We start from the raw sequence: 13,059 nt of genomic DNA on the forward strand, positions 1-13,059 counted from the left end.
ACCCTCCTGATCTTTCGTCGGACGACGATAGGACATCCCGACGCGCGGCGCGTTGATCTGAGTCACTTGGAACGAGGAGGATTCTCCGCGCCGTCGTCGCGGTCGATAAGAATGCGCTCCGCCGCGCCATCGAGATCGTCGTACTGGCCGCTTCTCAATGCCCACAGGAAGCCGCACAGGCCGAGTGCGCCAAGGAACAGCGCCACCGGAATGAGATAGGCGAGCGTCGTCATGAGGATTGGGCCAAGGCGCCGGCCCGCGCGGGCCTGTCCTGCCGCGCAGTTTCGGACGGCGCACCCGTTGCGAAGCCTTGCAGACGCATGGCATTTCCAATCACAAGCAATGACGAGGCAGACATCGCGACCGCCGCGATGAGAGGCGTAACATGACCCAGAATGGCGATCGGCACCGCCACAGCATTGTAAACGATCGCAATTGTTATGTTCTGTCGGATCAGGCTTCCCGCCTTGCGCGACACGTCCAGCGCCAGCGGGATCGCCAAGAGGCTTTCGCGCAGAAAAACGAAGTCGGCTGCATTGCGGCCAATGTCGGCGGCGGTGGCGGGTGCGATCGAGACATGCGCAGCGCTCAGCGCCGGCGTGTCATTGAGGCCGTCGCCAACCATCAGAACCTTGTGCCCGTCTCTCGCCAGGCTCTCGATGCGTTCAACCTTGCCGGACGGCAGCAGGCAGGGAACGAAGTCGTCGACACCAAGCACGTCCGCAACCTCGGCGCAGCCTTTCGCGGTATCGCCCGACAGCATTTCCACGCACATACCAGCGTTGCGCAGTTGATCGATCGCTGCCCTGGTGTCGAGGCGTAGCGCATCTTCGAAAACGAAGGATGCGACAATCATGCCGTTTTTCGTCAGCACTGTTCCGCCGTAGCCATGTTTGCCTTCGCCGCCGGTTCGCGCCTTCCAGCCAGCCCATCCGCGTCGACCCAGCCGCCAGGTGATACCGGCGGCGGTGGCTTCGATCCCGAAACCCGGGTGCTCGGTCACCGCGTCGAATTTGTGCTGGCTGCTGCTGACGGCAAAGCCGGCAATGGCCTTTGAATATGGATGACGCGAATGCGCGGCCAGGTCGGCAGCGATTGCCAGCATGGCGGGATCGATCGACGACGTGTTGACGAGCCGTGGCTTCCCAAGCGTGAGCGTCCCGGTCTTGTCGAACACGGCTGTATCGATCGTCGCCAGGCGCTCCATGGCCGAGCCGTCCTTGACCATGATGCCGTTTTCGAACAGGCGCCGCGCGGCCACCACCTGAACGATTGGAACGGCGAGGCCAAGCGCGCACGGGCATGTGATGATGAGAACAGCGATTGCGATCGTCATCGCCCGGTGCCAGTCGCCAGTCACCGCCATCCAGCCCAGGAAGGTTGCCAAGGCGGTGAGATGAACCACGGGCGCGTAGAGTGCCGACACGCGGTCGGCGATACGGCGATACCGGGCGCGACCACCTTCGGCGGCCTCTATCCACCGAACCATTTCCGCCAGGAACGAATCCTTGGCGGCCGCTGTCGCCTCAATCGTCAGCGGACCGGTGAGGTTGAGGACACCGGCCTGCACAATCTCCCCTGGCGCGACGTTTCGCGGCGTGCTCTCGCCAGTGACCAGTGAGCAGTCAAGATCCGACGCTCCATGAACGATCGTGCTGTCGACGGGGATTCTCTCGCCGGCTGCAATGAGCAGTTGCATCCCCGGTTCGATTTCGCCAACCGGCAAATAGTCCCGTGCGCCATCGCCGCGCAGCACCATGGCGCCACGCGCAGCCAACTGTGACAGGTTCTTTACCGCGGTCCGCGCGCGTTCGCGCATCACGTGATCGAGCGTGCGGCCGATCAACAGGAAGAACAGCAGCGATACCGACGCATCGAAATAGGCGTGGTCACCGTGGGTGATCGTCTCATAGAGGCTCATGGCATAGGCCAGCGACACGCCGACGGCGATCGGCACGTCCATGTTCATGCGGCCGTGGCGCAGCGCATTCCACGCCGACTTGAAGAAGATGCCGCCGGCGAAGGCCAGCGCAGGAATGGCGATCAGGGCCGAGACCCAGTGGAACAGGTCGCGGGTGGCGCCCTCGGCGCCGGACCAGACCGACACCGAGAGCAGCATGATGTTGCCCGCAGCAAAGCCGGCAACAGCGACGGCGCGGATAAGCTCCGAAAGCATCTTGTCCTTTGCATCAATCTCGGTTTCGAACAAATGCGCCTGATAGCCGAGCCGGCCGAGCACAGCGACCAATGGTGGAGCCTCGTCGCCGCGCCAGCGGACTGAGACCCGCTTGGTTGACAGGTTCACGCGAGCTGCCTCGACGTGACCGAGTTTTCCCAAGGCCGTCTCGATCGTCTGGATGCAGGCGCCGCAATGAACGGTCGGCACCGAAAGGTCGGTCTGATGAAGGTCGTCGCCAAGCGATCGGCTGGCCAGCCTGACCTCCTGGCTGGACGGCAGAACTGAAGTGGCGCTGACAAGATCCAGCGCGACTTCCGCGCCCGGTGCACAGCAGCTCATTTTAGCGCTCCATTGGAAATCATGACCCTGCGCACGTCGCGATAAGGTCTTGCCAGGCCGGCATCGGCGTCGATTTCGACAATCCACACTCCATCCCTTGGCACGTGTTGTGCTCCAAACTCCTGGCCAGAGACGAGGGCGAGCGTGACGGACTCATCCTCTTTCTCGTAAGCCGGATGGCGAAACAGCACCTTCACGCTATGCAGGGAAACCGGTTTGCCCGCGGCGTCGATGATGCCATAGCGGACTTCGTCCCATGCGATGGTCAACTGGCCGGTCCAGCCAAGCGCTGCCTGCGCACGGCCTTCCTCGGCCTTCTTGTTGAACTGCTGGCTGGCCACATAGGTGTTTTCGACAACGAGGCCGGTCCAGCTTGTGTTGGCAAGCGTCGCCATCGTCAGATTGACCGCGATGACCACGCCGAAAAAGGCGAGGATGATGGCCAACATGTGCCTGCCGGTGAATTCGCGGGGTTTTCGCGTGGTGGCGTTCATCTGGCGATCTCCGGCGCGTTGAAGGTGGCGGTGTATTCGTTGGACTCGAAGCTCGCTTTGTCCTCGACACGGAGTGTGAAGGTCTGCGCTTCGCCGTGGATCTGATCGGCAGGCACGCGCACGAAAACCTTCAACATCTTCAGCCGGTCCGGCTCAACCTGGACCGCGAAGGAGCGGGCGGCCGGCAAGTCGACGCCAACGACGCTCATTTCTGCGCCCGCCAAGCCTCCAACGGTGACGACGATCGTTCTTGGCTCGGGGATCATATTCAAAAGCTTGACGGTGTAGCCATTGCGGATTGAGCCGTCCGACAGCGTCACGAATTGCGGGTTGCGGTCGTGCAAGACGTTGATTTCGAGCCGGTCGCGCGTCAGCAGCGAAAAGAGCAGGCCCAGTCCGATCAGTGACCACATCGCCATGTAGACATAAGTGCGTGGCCGAAAGATCTTGCGGATATGGAAATGTGCCACCCTGTCCGAAAACAGGCCGTCATCCGTCCTGACCAGTGATGGATTGACCGAGCTGGCGCCGCCGGCGGTGGCCAGGATCATGTTGGCGTTGTAGTCGGAGAGCGTCGCGTAGGAGATCAGTCCTCGCGCTTTGCCGAGCTTATCCATGACGCCGTCACAGGCATCGATGCAGAGCGCGCAGGTGATGCATTCAAGTTGCTGACCGTCGCGTATGTCGATCCCCATCGGACAGACGGCGACACAGGCATTGCAGTCGACGCAATCGCCGACGGGATGCCCTGCGGCAAGAACCTTCTTGGCGTGACGCGTGCGCGGTTCGCCGCGCCAGTCATTGTAGGTGACGGTGAGCGAGCTCTCGTCGAGCATGGCTGCCTGGATGCGCGGCCATGGGCACATATAGGTGCAGACCTGTTCGCGCATCAGCCCGCCAAACGTGTAGGTCGTCGCCGTCAGAACCGCGACGGTGATGTAGGCGACAGGCGCTGCCGTGCCGGTGAAGAGTTCGCCGAGCAGCGTCGGCGCATCGGCGAAATAGAAGATCCATGCGCCACCAGTCGCTGCGGCTATGACCAGCCAGATGACGTGTTTCGATGCCCGCAGCACAAGCTTACGAGTGGTCCAAGGACCGGCATCGAGCTTGATGCGTGCGTTGCGGTCGCCCTCGATCGCGCGCTCGACGACCAGGAACAGATCGACCCATACGGTCTGTGGGCATGTGTAGCCACACCAGGCACGGCCAACAGTCGATGTGATCAGGAAAAGACCGACGCCGGCCATGACCAGAAGACCGGCGACATAGTAGAATTCCTGCGGCCATATCTCGACGAAGAAGAAGTAGAAGCGCCGGTTGGCGACATCGAGCAGCACGGCCTGGTCGGGGGCAAACGGACCCCGATCCCAGCGCAGCCACGGCGTCAGATAGTAGATGCCCAGCGTGATCGCCATCACGATCCATTTGAATCGGCGAAAGCTGCCCGAGGCCCGCTTCGGGAAGATCTTCCTGCGCGCGGCATACATTGGCTGGCGCACCTTGGCGGAGTTGACCGTCGTGGGTTCGATCCGTTCTATTTGCGTGTTATCGAGCACGAGAAGCTCCAGTCACCAGCGACGATTTCGCCGGAAGCCGACTCATCGGTACTGGATGATGCCGAGGCCCGGCTTGCGCCGGGCCTCGTCGCTTGGCGGGAGGGGGGAGGACGAGAATAGGCTTCTTTCCTATTCTCCGCCGCCAAGCGAATGGATGTAGACCGCCAGTTCCTTGACCTTGATCTCGCCGAGGCGCGCGCCCCAAGCCGGCATCACGCCGTGTTTCGGTGCGGTTACCTGGGCCGCGATGGCCGCTTCGCCTGACCCGTAGAGCCAGATGGCGTCGGTCAGATCTGGAGCGCCGAGTTCCTTGTTGCCTTTTGCATTGTCGCCATGACAGGCCACGCAGTTTTCGGCAAAGACCTTTGCGCCCGGCGCGACCAATGCTTGATTGACGACGGCGCCCGACAGACTGGCGACGTAGGCGCTGACCTGTTGGATCTGGTCTGCGGTGATAACGTCGCCAAAGGCCGGCATTTCCGACAGGCGCGTATCCGGATCGGAGGCGAAGCGAATGCCATGGGTGATCGTCTGCTGGATCTGGTCCGCCTCGCCGCCCCACAGCCAGTCGTCGTCATTGAGGTTGGGGAAGCCCCTGGAGCCCTGGGCGCCGGAACCGTGGCACTGCACGCAATTGAGCTTGAACGCGGCGCCGCCGGCGGCGATGGCGAATTCGCGCAGCGTGTCGTCCGCCGCGATCTCCGAAACACTTTTCGCTTCTATCGCGGCGACATATTTGCCCTTGGCGGCTTCAGCCTTGGACAACTCGTTCCCGACATCGTTGCGGCTGGAATAGCCGAGCACACCCTTGGTTGCCGTGTGCAGCAGAGGCCATGCCGGATAGGCGATGGTGTAGCCGATCGCCCAGACTATGGTGATGTAGAACGTCCAGACCCACCAGCGCGGAAGCGGGTTGTTCAGCTCCCGGATTCCGTCCCACTCATGACCGGTGGTTGAGATGCCGGAAACCTCGTCGATGTGATCGCTGCTCATGATCAGTCCTCCTTCAGAGGAATTTGAGCTGCTTCGCCGGCTTGCCTGCGGCTGCCGGGACGAAGTGCAAAGGCAACGGATCCGATGAAGAAAAGAGCCATGGCAAGTAGGCCCCAGCTGTCGGCAAACTCCCGCATGAAATTGTACGTCATCGCCATTGTCCTCAGCGGTAGCCGGCGGTCTCATCGTAGTTCTTGAAATCGACAAGCGTGCCCAGCATCTGCAGATAGGCGACCAGCGCGTCCATCTCCGTCACCTGCTGCGGATTGCCGTCGAAATCGCCGATCTTGGCCTTGCGGTAGCGCGCCTCGAGGCCGGAGGTGTCAGCGTTGGGATCAGCCTGCGTCATCAGATCGGCGTTAGCATGCGCGATCATGTCATCGGTGTAAGGGGCACCGACACGCCTGTTTGCGACCAGATGCGTCGAGAAGTCCTTCACCGCGATCGGCTTGTCCTTCAGGAAGGCATAGCTCGGCATTATCGATTCCGGCACCACGGAACGTGGATCTGTCAGGTGATCCACGTGCCACAGGTTGGAATAGCGGTCGCCAACACGAGCGAGGTCCGGTCCGGTGCGCTTCGATCCCCACTGGAAGGGATGATCGTACATCGACTCGGCCGCCAGGCTGTAGTGGCCGTAGCGCTCAACCTCGTCACGGAACGGCCTGATCATCTGGCTGTGGCAGAGGTAGCAACCCTCGCGGACATAGATGTTGCGCCCGGCAAGTTCGAGCGGCGAGTAGGGCCGCATGCCTTCGACCTTCTCGATGGTGTTGTCGAGATAGAAGAGCGGCGCGATCTCGACGATGCCGCCGATTGTCACGACCAGCAGCGACCCGAGGAGAAGAAGTGTAGCGTTCTTCTCGATCAGTGCGTGTCTGTTCATCAACCTCATTTTCTGTCTCATCATCGCGCAAGCTGGAGGGCGGGAGTGGAGCGCGGCATCGGATCCTCCTCGCGCCGGTAGCCGAGGATGGTCATTGTGATGTTCCAGGCCATGATGAGGGCGCCGGCCAGATACATGGCGCCGCCGATGGCACGCATGATGTAGTAAGGATGCATGGCGGCCACGGTTTCGGCGAAGGAATAGACCAGGAAGCCCTGCTCGTCGTATTCGCGCCACATCAGGCCCTGCATGATGCCGGACACCCACATCACCGCGGCGTAGACGACGATGCCGAGCGTCGCCAGCCAGAAATGCCAGGTGACGAGCCTGAGCGAATAGAGGCGTTCACGGTTCCAGAGTCTCGGCACCATGAAGTAGAGCGCGCCAAACGAGATCATGCCAACCCAGCCGAGTGCGCCGGAATGGACGTGGCCAATGGTCCAGTCGGTATAGTGCGACAAAGAATTGACCGATTTGATCGACATCATCGGGCCTTCGAAGGTCGACATGCCGTAGAAGGCGATGGCCATCACCATCATGCGGATGATCGGATCGGTGCGCAGCTTGTCCCAGGCGCCCGACAGCGTCATCAGGCCGTTGATCATGCCGCCCCATGACGGCATCCACAGCATGATCGAGAACACCATGCCGAGTGTCTGCGCCCAGTCAGGCAAAGCGGTGTAGTGCAGGTGATGCGGCCCGGCCCAGATGTAGAGGAAGATGATTGCCCAGAAATGGACGATCGACAGGCGGTAGGAATAGACCGGCCGGTTGGCCTGCTTGGGCACGAAATAATACATCATGCCGAGGAAGCCGGCTGTGAGGAAGAACCCGACGGCATTGTGGCCGTACCACCACTGCGTCAGGGCGTCCTGGACTCCGGAAAATGCGGAATAGCTCTTGGATCCGAGGAAGGAGGCCGGCATCGACAGGTTGTTGATCACATGCAGCATCGCGATGGTCACGATGAAGGAAAGGTAGAACCAGTTCGCGACGTAGATGTGCGGTTCCTTGCGCTTCAGGATCGTGCCGAGGAACAGGATGAGATAGGCGACCCAGACCATTGCCAGCCAGATGTCGACATACCATTCGGGTTCTGCGTATTCGCGGCTCTCGGTGATGCCGAGCAGATAACCGGTCGCGGCCATGACGATGAAGAGCTGGTAGCCCCAGAACACGAACCAGGCGAGATCGCCACCGAACAGCCGAGCGCGGCAGGTGCGTTGGACGACATAGAGAGACGTGCAAAGCAATGCGTTGCCGCCGAAGGCGAAGACGACGCCCGAGGTGTGCAGAGGCCGCAAGCGGCCGAAGTTGAACCACGGCTGAATGTTGAGATCGGGATAGGCAAGCTGCAGCGCGATGACCACCCCGACAAGCATGCCGATGACACCCCAGAACATGGTGGCGATGGCGCCATAGCGGATTGGCCCGTCCATGTAAGCGGACGGGTCGATCGGCGCGGCAGGCTTGAACTCAGTGTTGCGCAGTAGGATCGCAGTGAAGCCAGCCAAGGCGAAGAACAAGACCCACATGTGCTGGCGAAAGGGTTCATCCACCCCAGCGCCAGCCGCCACCAAAGCCGCGAATGCGAACAGGCTTAGAAGCACGATTTCTTTGCCGAATTTCATCGCAAGCCCCGATTTCCAATTCCGGCGGATGCCAAACCGCGGTGCCTTATTGCGCAGCCGTCGCCTGCTCGCCCTGATCCATGTCAGAGCCGCACCATTTTGCTCGAGCAGCATCGAGTTCGGTGCGATCAGACTGCGACGATCGAATGTGGAAGCGCACCACCGGCCGCCCGTTTATGGATGGGGCCTGGCGTCCCCGGTCGGGCCCCGGGGTGCGGAGGCGACCGCGGGCGTGTGGGGGAGCGCACCTTCTGCGACGCTGGAAAGCAGGTCGATGCCTTACCGAACGCCGATCGTTTCAATGCCTTGGAACAGCCAGCGCCAGCGTTACGCTGCCGTCGTGACATTAATGGCTTGGGGAGACGGCGATTTTCCCCTGCGGATGAGGCGTATTGACTTCGGCCAAGTGTGGATGCTTCGCCGACGAGCCGAAACGCAACTGGCGCATACGATCGGATGGAGAACGGGCTGTCGCTACGCGACTTCTTCTGAGCCCAACGCGAGCATGCCCTGCCCCGAATGAAGTAAGTGACGGGAGCCATGCAGCTTCTGCGTCATTCAAACGGCTGTAGCGCCTCGGCCGCCGCAGCGCCGTTCCAGCCGGCTCATGCTGTCCACGGTGACGCGGCGGTTGTTCTCGATCCGAATCACGCCGTCCATTCTCAGGCTGGTCAGCTGACGGCTCACGGTCTCGTTTGTGATTCCAAGGAAATCAGAAATGTCGGCACGCGTCATCGGCAGCTCGAAGCACGTCGAGCTAGCCGTCGGGTCAACATTGGAGTCGATGTTCCGGGCAATCATGAGGAGAAAGCTCGCCACCTTCTCTGGTGCGGTCTTGCGCCCCAGAGTCACCATCCATTCGCGTGCCTCGTCAAGTTCGTTCAGCGCCTGCTTGAGCAGGCGATGCACAAATTCGGGTGACTGCTTCATCATCCGTTCGATGGCCGCTCTGGGAAACGAGCATAGCGAGACAGCTGTTGCCGCTTCCGCATTGATCGCACTTTTCATCTTGAAGGGCCGACCCAGAAAATCCGGGGCGAACTGCAGGCCGACAATCTGTTGGCGTCCATCTGACAGGCTCTTCGTGAGCTTCACCACGCCTGAAAGCACGTTCGAATAACAGTCGACCGCCTCGGCGTCGCCGATCAGTTCGACCCCCGGCTCGATATTGTGCCGCGACGACGTCTTGGCGAGCTGAGCCAAATGGTCTGGCTCTAGCGCGCCACAGACACCGCGGCGCCGTGCCTCGCAAGACAGGCAAAGAACGGGGATGCCGGAACTGTGAATATCCTGCCGTAATGTCATTCGATCGCTCTACCGGTCCGTGCGGGCAGGATAGCATCCACGGTAGAAAAATCCTTGCGGCAGTTTGTCCGTGCTGAAGGTTGATCGAAATCAGGGCTTAGGCTCATCCAAGCATCCACAGTTGGGCGACGCAAACACGGTGGACCACGACATGCGACAAAAGCTAGTTGCCAGATTTGGCGAGAACGTCCCGCGCTATACCAGTTATCCGACCGCGCCGCATTTCCATCCAGGCGTTGATGCTGTCGTTTGTCGTGGCTGGCTGCAAGCGCTCAACGAGGGCGACGAAATCTCGCTCTATCTGCACATCCCATACTGCGACAAGCTTTGCTGGTTTTGTGCCTGCCATACCAAGCAGACACGCCATTACGAACCGGTGACGATCTATCTCCGCTCACTGCATGCCGAGATCGCTACCGTCGCCGGTCTTGTTGCAGGCAAAGGTCGTGTGCGTGCCGTCCATTTCGGCGGTGGTTCGCCGACGATGCTCAAGCCCGAAGATATGGTGGCGCTGGGAACCGCCCTGCGCAAGAGCTTCGGCTTTCTTCCCAGCGCCACGATCAGCGTTGAAATCGAACCCAACGATATCGACGATGCCCGCCTCGATGCGCTTGCCGAAATCGGCATGACTCGTGCGAGCCTCGGCGTCCAGGACTTCGATCCGAAGGTTCAGAAGGCAATCAACCGCGAGCAGAGCTTTTTGCAGACCAAAGCGGTAGTCGACGGTGTTCGTTCGCGCGGCGTCGAATCCGTCAATCTAGACCTGCTGTACGGCCTGCCGCACCAGACCAGGGCGAGCGTTTCCTCAACGGTCGCGCAGGCACTGACCCTGGAGCCGGACAGGATAGCGCTTTTTGGCTACGCCCATGTGCCGTGGTTCAAGAAACATCAGACGATGATAGACGAGGCATGGCTGCCCGGTCCCGCGGAGAGATTTGCTCAATCGCAACTGGCGGCGCGGGCGATCGTGGACCAGGGGTACGAAGCAATCGGCCTCGACCATTTCGCCAAACCCGGCGATGCCCTGGCCCTTGCCGCCCGCGCCGGAACACTGCACCGGAACTTTCAGGGTTACACCGACGATTGCTGCGAAACCTTGATTGGGCTAGGCCCATCGTCCATCAGCCAGTTTCGGCAGGGCTATGCGCAGAACATGCCTTCGACCAGCGAATATCGATGCACGGTTGATGACGGCGGGCTGGCCGCTGTTCGGGGTATCGCACTTTCCAACGACGACCGCGTTCGCGGCTGGATCATCGAGCGTTTGATGTGCGACTTCGCCTTCTCGGCCATCGATCTGGTGGAACGCTTCGGCGAGGCCGGCCAGAGGCTCCTCCTTCAGTCAAGTTCCATGGCCCTCCACGATCCGGTTCGATTGCTTGAACTTGATGGCGACAGATTCGTTGTGCCGGCTGAAAGTCGCCCTTTCGTCCGAAGCATCGCGGCCAGGTTCGACAAACATTTCGAAGCTGGAACGGCCAGGCACTCGGCGGCAGTCTGAGCACTCAGAGGAACGGTCATGCCTCTCAGTCGATCATGGACCGCGGTACGTTTGTTGATCGGCGACCGTCGTATCGAGACAAGATTCGGAGCGGACCAGACGCGTCTTGGCGCAGCGACGATATCGTCCGCTCGAGCCCTGCCTGTCGGATCATGGTTGTCGGCGACAGCTCCCTTCGACCTGAACCATCCGTTCACCCGAATTCTGCCGGCGCAGTTCCAGTGGAAAGGGCCTGGGCTAGACGGCTCTCTTGTTACCCCAGAGCACAACGTGCAGCTGCGGTAGCACGCGGGCCTCGAACCATCTGTCGCGGGTCACGCTGTCAACCAGCCACTCCATGCGCTTCAATATTCCGTCAAGGTCGACAGGCGCGTCATCATTTGTGGGGTGTGGCGGCGTGTGATTGCCGGGCTGCAGATAGATCGGAAGTTGCGGAAATTGCGCAGCGGCGTCTTTCGCGTAGGTGTAGTCCCTTTCGTCGAAAACAATGAGCTTGAGCACGACTTGGGGCTTGCCTTGTGCCGCCTGGAGGCACGCCTCGACAGCGGCCCAATCTGTCGTCATTTGGCTTGACGGCGGCTTTGGGCTGAGGACCAGCACGTCAAGCTGCGCAAACCAGTCCCTGGCAAGCGACCCTTGGGTTTCCAGGGCAAAACGGTAACCGTCACCATGGCCCCGGTCGATGAGCGCGCCGAGCGGCTGGATGGCCGGATTGCCGCCTGATAGCGACACCATCAGCGGGCGGCCACCGGAAAGGGCAAGCACATTTTTCCACACCGCGCCAACGGACATCATCTCCCATTCATGGCGGAATTGATTGTCCACAGCATGGAGGCTGTCGCACCAGGAACAGCGATAGTCACACCCGCCGGTTCTGACGAAGATCGTCGGCAAACCTATGAGCACGCCCTCGCCCTGGATCGTCGGCCCGAAAATCTCGCTAACGCGGATTGCGGGATGAGTATTCGTCATGGCCGGTATTCCGCCCAGGTTTTCGGCGTTTCGCTCACCCGCACGGCCGCGGTTTCGCTCAGGCGTGCCTTGCACCATTCGTAGAAATGTCTGGCCAGATATTCCGCCGTGACTTGCTCGTGTCCCAGCACGTCGTTGAGATGTCGGTGGTCGAAGCTCTCGTCGATGTAGCGTTTGAATGGCGCCAAGTCATGGTAGTCGCGCACGAAGCCGTGATCGTCCAGTCCATCCGCTGAAAGCTCCACTTCGACGATGTAGTTATGTCCGTGCAGGCGCGCGCATTGGTGATCGGGTGGCAATGAGGTGAGCTGATGCGAGGCTGAGAAGTGGAATTCCTTGGTGATGCGGAACATTACGCGGTGGTCCTTCGCAGCGCTCCGAGCCAGAAGTCGGAGTCCTCATACTCGGTTGGGTCGGGGTGCCCAGCGATGTGAAACGCCTCACGCCGCTCGACGCAGGTCCCGCACCTCCCGCAATGACGCTCGGCGCCCTTGTAACAGGACCAGGTCTGCGCAAACGGCGTGCCGTATGTGGCTCCATCCGTAACAATGTCCGCCTTCGTCAGGTTCACATAGGGTGCATAAAGGCGAATCTGCGCGTAGCCGTCGAGCGCGTGGTCCTGCATCATCTGGAAAGCGTCGATGAAGGCCGGACGGCAATCGGGATAGACAACGTGATCCCCACCATGCACGGCCGTCGCCACTGCGTCAGCGTCTTGCGCTGCGGCGAGGCCGAAGGCAATGGCCAACATGATGGCGTTCCGGTTGGGCACCACCGTTATCTTCATCGTGTCTTCGGCATAGTGCCCGTCGGGCACGTCCACATTGTCGGTCAGCGCGGAGCCGGAAAGGCCGCCGCCGATCTCGTGGATATCGATGATTCGCTGCGGAACACTCAGGCGCTCCGCGCAAAGGGTGGCGAAGCCCAATTCCTTCCTATGCCGTTGGCCGTAATCGAACGATAGCAGGCCGGTAAGCTGGTGCTCCGCTGCCACCTTGTGGGCAAGAGTAACGGAATCCAATCCGCCGGAGCAGACGACGAGAGTCTTCATCGTTGGGTCCTTGTTTTAACCGGGTAGGCTGCGACCGGAGATTTCTCTGCGCTCCAGTACTTCAGGAAAACCATTTTGTGAAGTGAACGGAGACCAATTCGTGCGCTTGCGTGCGATGCGCAAAAAGCCTTCGCGGTGAGCTGCAAGGACAC

13 protein-coding genes are annotated in these 13,059 nt (G+C 60.8%); 1 reads left to right on the forward strand and 12 read right to left on the reverse strand.

All coding sequences use genetic code 11. The features are described from left to right. Positions 1-62 precede the first annotated feature (62 nt). The 9 genes from ccoS to NKI15_RS22800 form a co-directional block, all read right to left on the reverse strand. Positions 63-233 carry a cbb3-type cytochrome oxidase assembly protein CcoS gene (gene ccoS, locus NKI15_RS22760; protein ID WP_023808099.1) on the reverse strand — a complete coding sequence of 57 codons (171 nt, stop codon included), beginning with the start codon at positions 231-233 and terminating at the stop codon, positions 63-65. After that, complete coding sequence (locus tag NKI15_RS22765) at positions 230-2,518, reverse strand: cation-translocating P-type ATPase (protein WP_352887120.1); 2,289 nt, start codon at positions 2,516-2,518, stop codon at positions 230-232. Before NKI15_RS22765 ends, ccoS begins: the two co-directional genes overlap by 4 nt. Beyond that, a complete protein-coding gene (locus tag NKI15_RS22770) occupies positions 2,515-3,012 on the reverse strand; it encodes a FixH family protein (protein WP_352515437.1) in 498 nt (165 codons plus the stop codon). Before NKI15_RS22770 ends, NKI15_RS22765 begins: the two co-directional genes overlap by 4 nt. Next, positions 3,009-4,568 (reverse strand): cytochrome c oxidase accessory protein CcoG, encoded by a 1,560-nt coding sequence (gene ccoG, locus NKI15_RS22775; RefSeq protein ID WP_352887124.1) that lies wholly within the window; start codon positions 4,566-4,568, stop codon positions 3,009-3,011. Before ccoG ends, NKI15_RS22770 begins: the two co-directional genes overlap by 4 nt. A 129-nt stretch (positions 4,569-4,697) precedes the next feature. Further along, a complete protein-coding gene (gene ccoP, locus NKI15_RS22780; protein WP_352515439.1) occupies positions 4,698-5,561 on the reverse strand; it encodes a cytochrome-c oxidase, cbb3-type subunit III in 864 nt (287 codons plus the stop codon). 2 nt (positions 5,562-5,563) lie between these two features. Continuing rightward, positions 5,564-5,713: a CcoQ/FixQ family Cbb3-type cytochrome c oxidase assembly chaperone gene (locus tag NKI15_RS22785; protein WP_023766610.1), complete on the reverse strand. Its 150-nt coding sequence runs from the start codon at positions 5,711-5,713 to the stop codon at positions 5,564-5,566. Positions 5,714-5,724: 11 nt separating this feature from the next. Next, positions 5,725-6,456 (reverse strand): cytochrome-c oxidase, cbb3-type subunit II, encoded by a 732-nt coding sequence (ccoO, locus tag NKI15_RS22790; RefSeq protein WP_352515440.1) that lies wholly within the window; start codon positions 6,454-6,456, stop codon positions 5,725-5,727. 11 nt (positions 6,457-6,467) lie between these two features. Further along, positions 6,468-8,078, reverse strand: coding sequence for a cytochrome-c oxidase, cbb3-type subunit I (gene ccoN / locus NKI15_RS22795; RefSeq protein ID WP_352515441.1), 1,611 nt, complete (start codon positions 8,076-8,078; stop codon positions 6,468-6,470). 558 nt (positions 8,079-8,636) lie between these two features. Further along, a complete protein-coding gene (locus NKI15_RS22800) occupies positions 8,637-9,383 on the reverse strand; it encodes a Crp/Fnr family transcriptional regulator (protein ID WP_023708062.1) in 747 nt (248 codons plus the stop codon). Between the two features lie 151 nt (positions 9,384-9,534). Here NKI15_RS22800 and hemN point away from each other — a divergent pair, with 151 nt between their 5' ends. Next, positions 9,535-10,884 (forward strand): oxygen-independent coproporphyrinogen III oxidase, encoded by a 1,350-nt coding sequence (hemN, locus tag NKI15_RS22805; protein ID WP_352659029.1) that lies wholly within the window; start codon positions 9,535-9,537, stop codon positions 10,882-10,884. A gap of 237 nt (positions 10,885-11,121) precedes the next feature. Here the strand turns inward: hemN and queE are convergent, their stop codons facing one another. Genes queE through queC form a run of 3 tightly spaced genes read right to left on the reverse strand, consistent with a single transcriptional unit; the run spans position 11,122 to position 12,907 of the window. Further along, entirely contained in the window at positions 11,122-11,856 is a 735-nt protein-coding gene (gene queE, locus NKI15_RS22810) for a 7-carboxy-7-deazaguanine synthase QueE (protein WP_352515442.1), read from the reverse strand. Beyond that, positions 11,853-12,209, reverse strand: a complete 357-nt coding sequence (gene queD, locus NKI15_RS22815; protein ID WP_023807034.1) for a 6-carboxytetrahydropterin synthase QueD — start codon at positions 12,207-12,209, stop codon at positions 11,853-11,855. The genes queE and queD overlap by 4 nt, the downstream gene beginning before the upstream one ends. Continuing rightward, positions 12,209-12,907 (reverse strand): 7-cyano-7-deazaguanine synthase QueC, encoded by a 699-nt coding sequence (gene queC / locus NKI15_RS22820; protein ID WP_352515443.1) that lies wholly within the window; start codon positions 12,905-12,907, stop codon positions 12,209-12,211. The genes queD and queC overlap by 1 nt, the downstream gene beginning before the upstream one ends. Positions 12,908-13,059: the final 152 nt, after the last annotated feature.

This window comes from Mesorhizobium sp. M0862 (genome assembly GCF_040319795.1).
Taxonomy (GTDB): domain Bacteria; phylum Pseudomonadota; class Alphaproteobacteria; order Rhizobiales; family Rhizobiaceae; genus Mesorhizobium.

Bases quoted from the DNA above. Each gene is read 5' to 3' on its own strand.
- ccoS (WP_023808099.1), bottom strand. From the start codon at position 233: ATGACGACGCTCGCCTATCTCATTCCGGTGGCGCTGTTCCTTGGCGCA.
- NKI15_RS22765 (WP_352887120.1), bottom strand. From the start codon at position 2,518: ATGAGCTGCTGTGCACCGGGCGCGGAAGTCGCGCTGGATCTTGTCAGC.
- NKI15_RS22770 (WP_352515437.1), bottom strand. From the start codon at position 3,012: ATGAACGCCACCACGCGAAAACCCCGCGAATTCACCGGCAGGCACATG.
- ccoP (WP_352515439.1), bottom strand. From the start codon at position 5,561: ATGAGCAGCGATCACATCGACGAGGTTTCCGGCATCTCAACCACCGGT.
- NKI15_RS22785 (WP_023766610.1), bottom strand. From the start codon at position 5,713: ATGACGTACAATTTCATGCGGGAGTTTGCCGACAGCTGGGGCCTACTT.
- ccoO (WP_352515440.1), bottom strand. From the start codon at position 6,456: ATGAGGTTGATGAACAGACACGCACTGATCGAGAAGAACGCTACACTT.
- ccoN (WP_352515441.1), bottom strand. From the start codon at position 8,078: ATGAAATTCGGCAAAGAAATCGTGCTTCTAAGCCTGTTCGCATTCGCG.
- NKI15_RS22800 (WP_023708062.1), bottom strand. From the start codon at position 9,383: ATGACATTACGGCAGGATATTCACAGTTCCGGCATCCCCGTTCTTTGC.
- hemN (WP_352659029.1), top strand. From the start codon at position 9,535: ATGCGACAAAAGCTAGTTGCCAGATTTGGCGAGAACGTCCCGCGCTAT.
- queE (WP_352515442.1), bottom strand. From the start codon at position 11,856: ATGACGAATACTCATCCCGCAATCCGCGTTAGCGAGATTTTCGGGCCG.
- queD (WP_023807034.1), bottom strand. From the start codon at position 12,209: ATGTTCCGCATCACCAAGGAATTCCACTTCTCAGCCTCGCATCAGCTC.
- queC (WP_352515443.1), bottom strand. From the start codon at position 12,907: ATGAAGACTCTCGTCGTCTGCTCCGGCGGATTGGATTCCGTTACTCTT.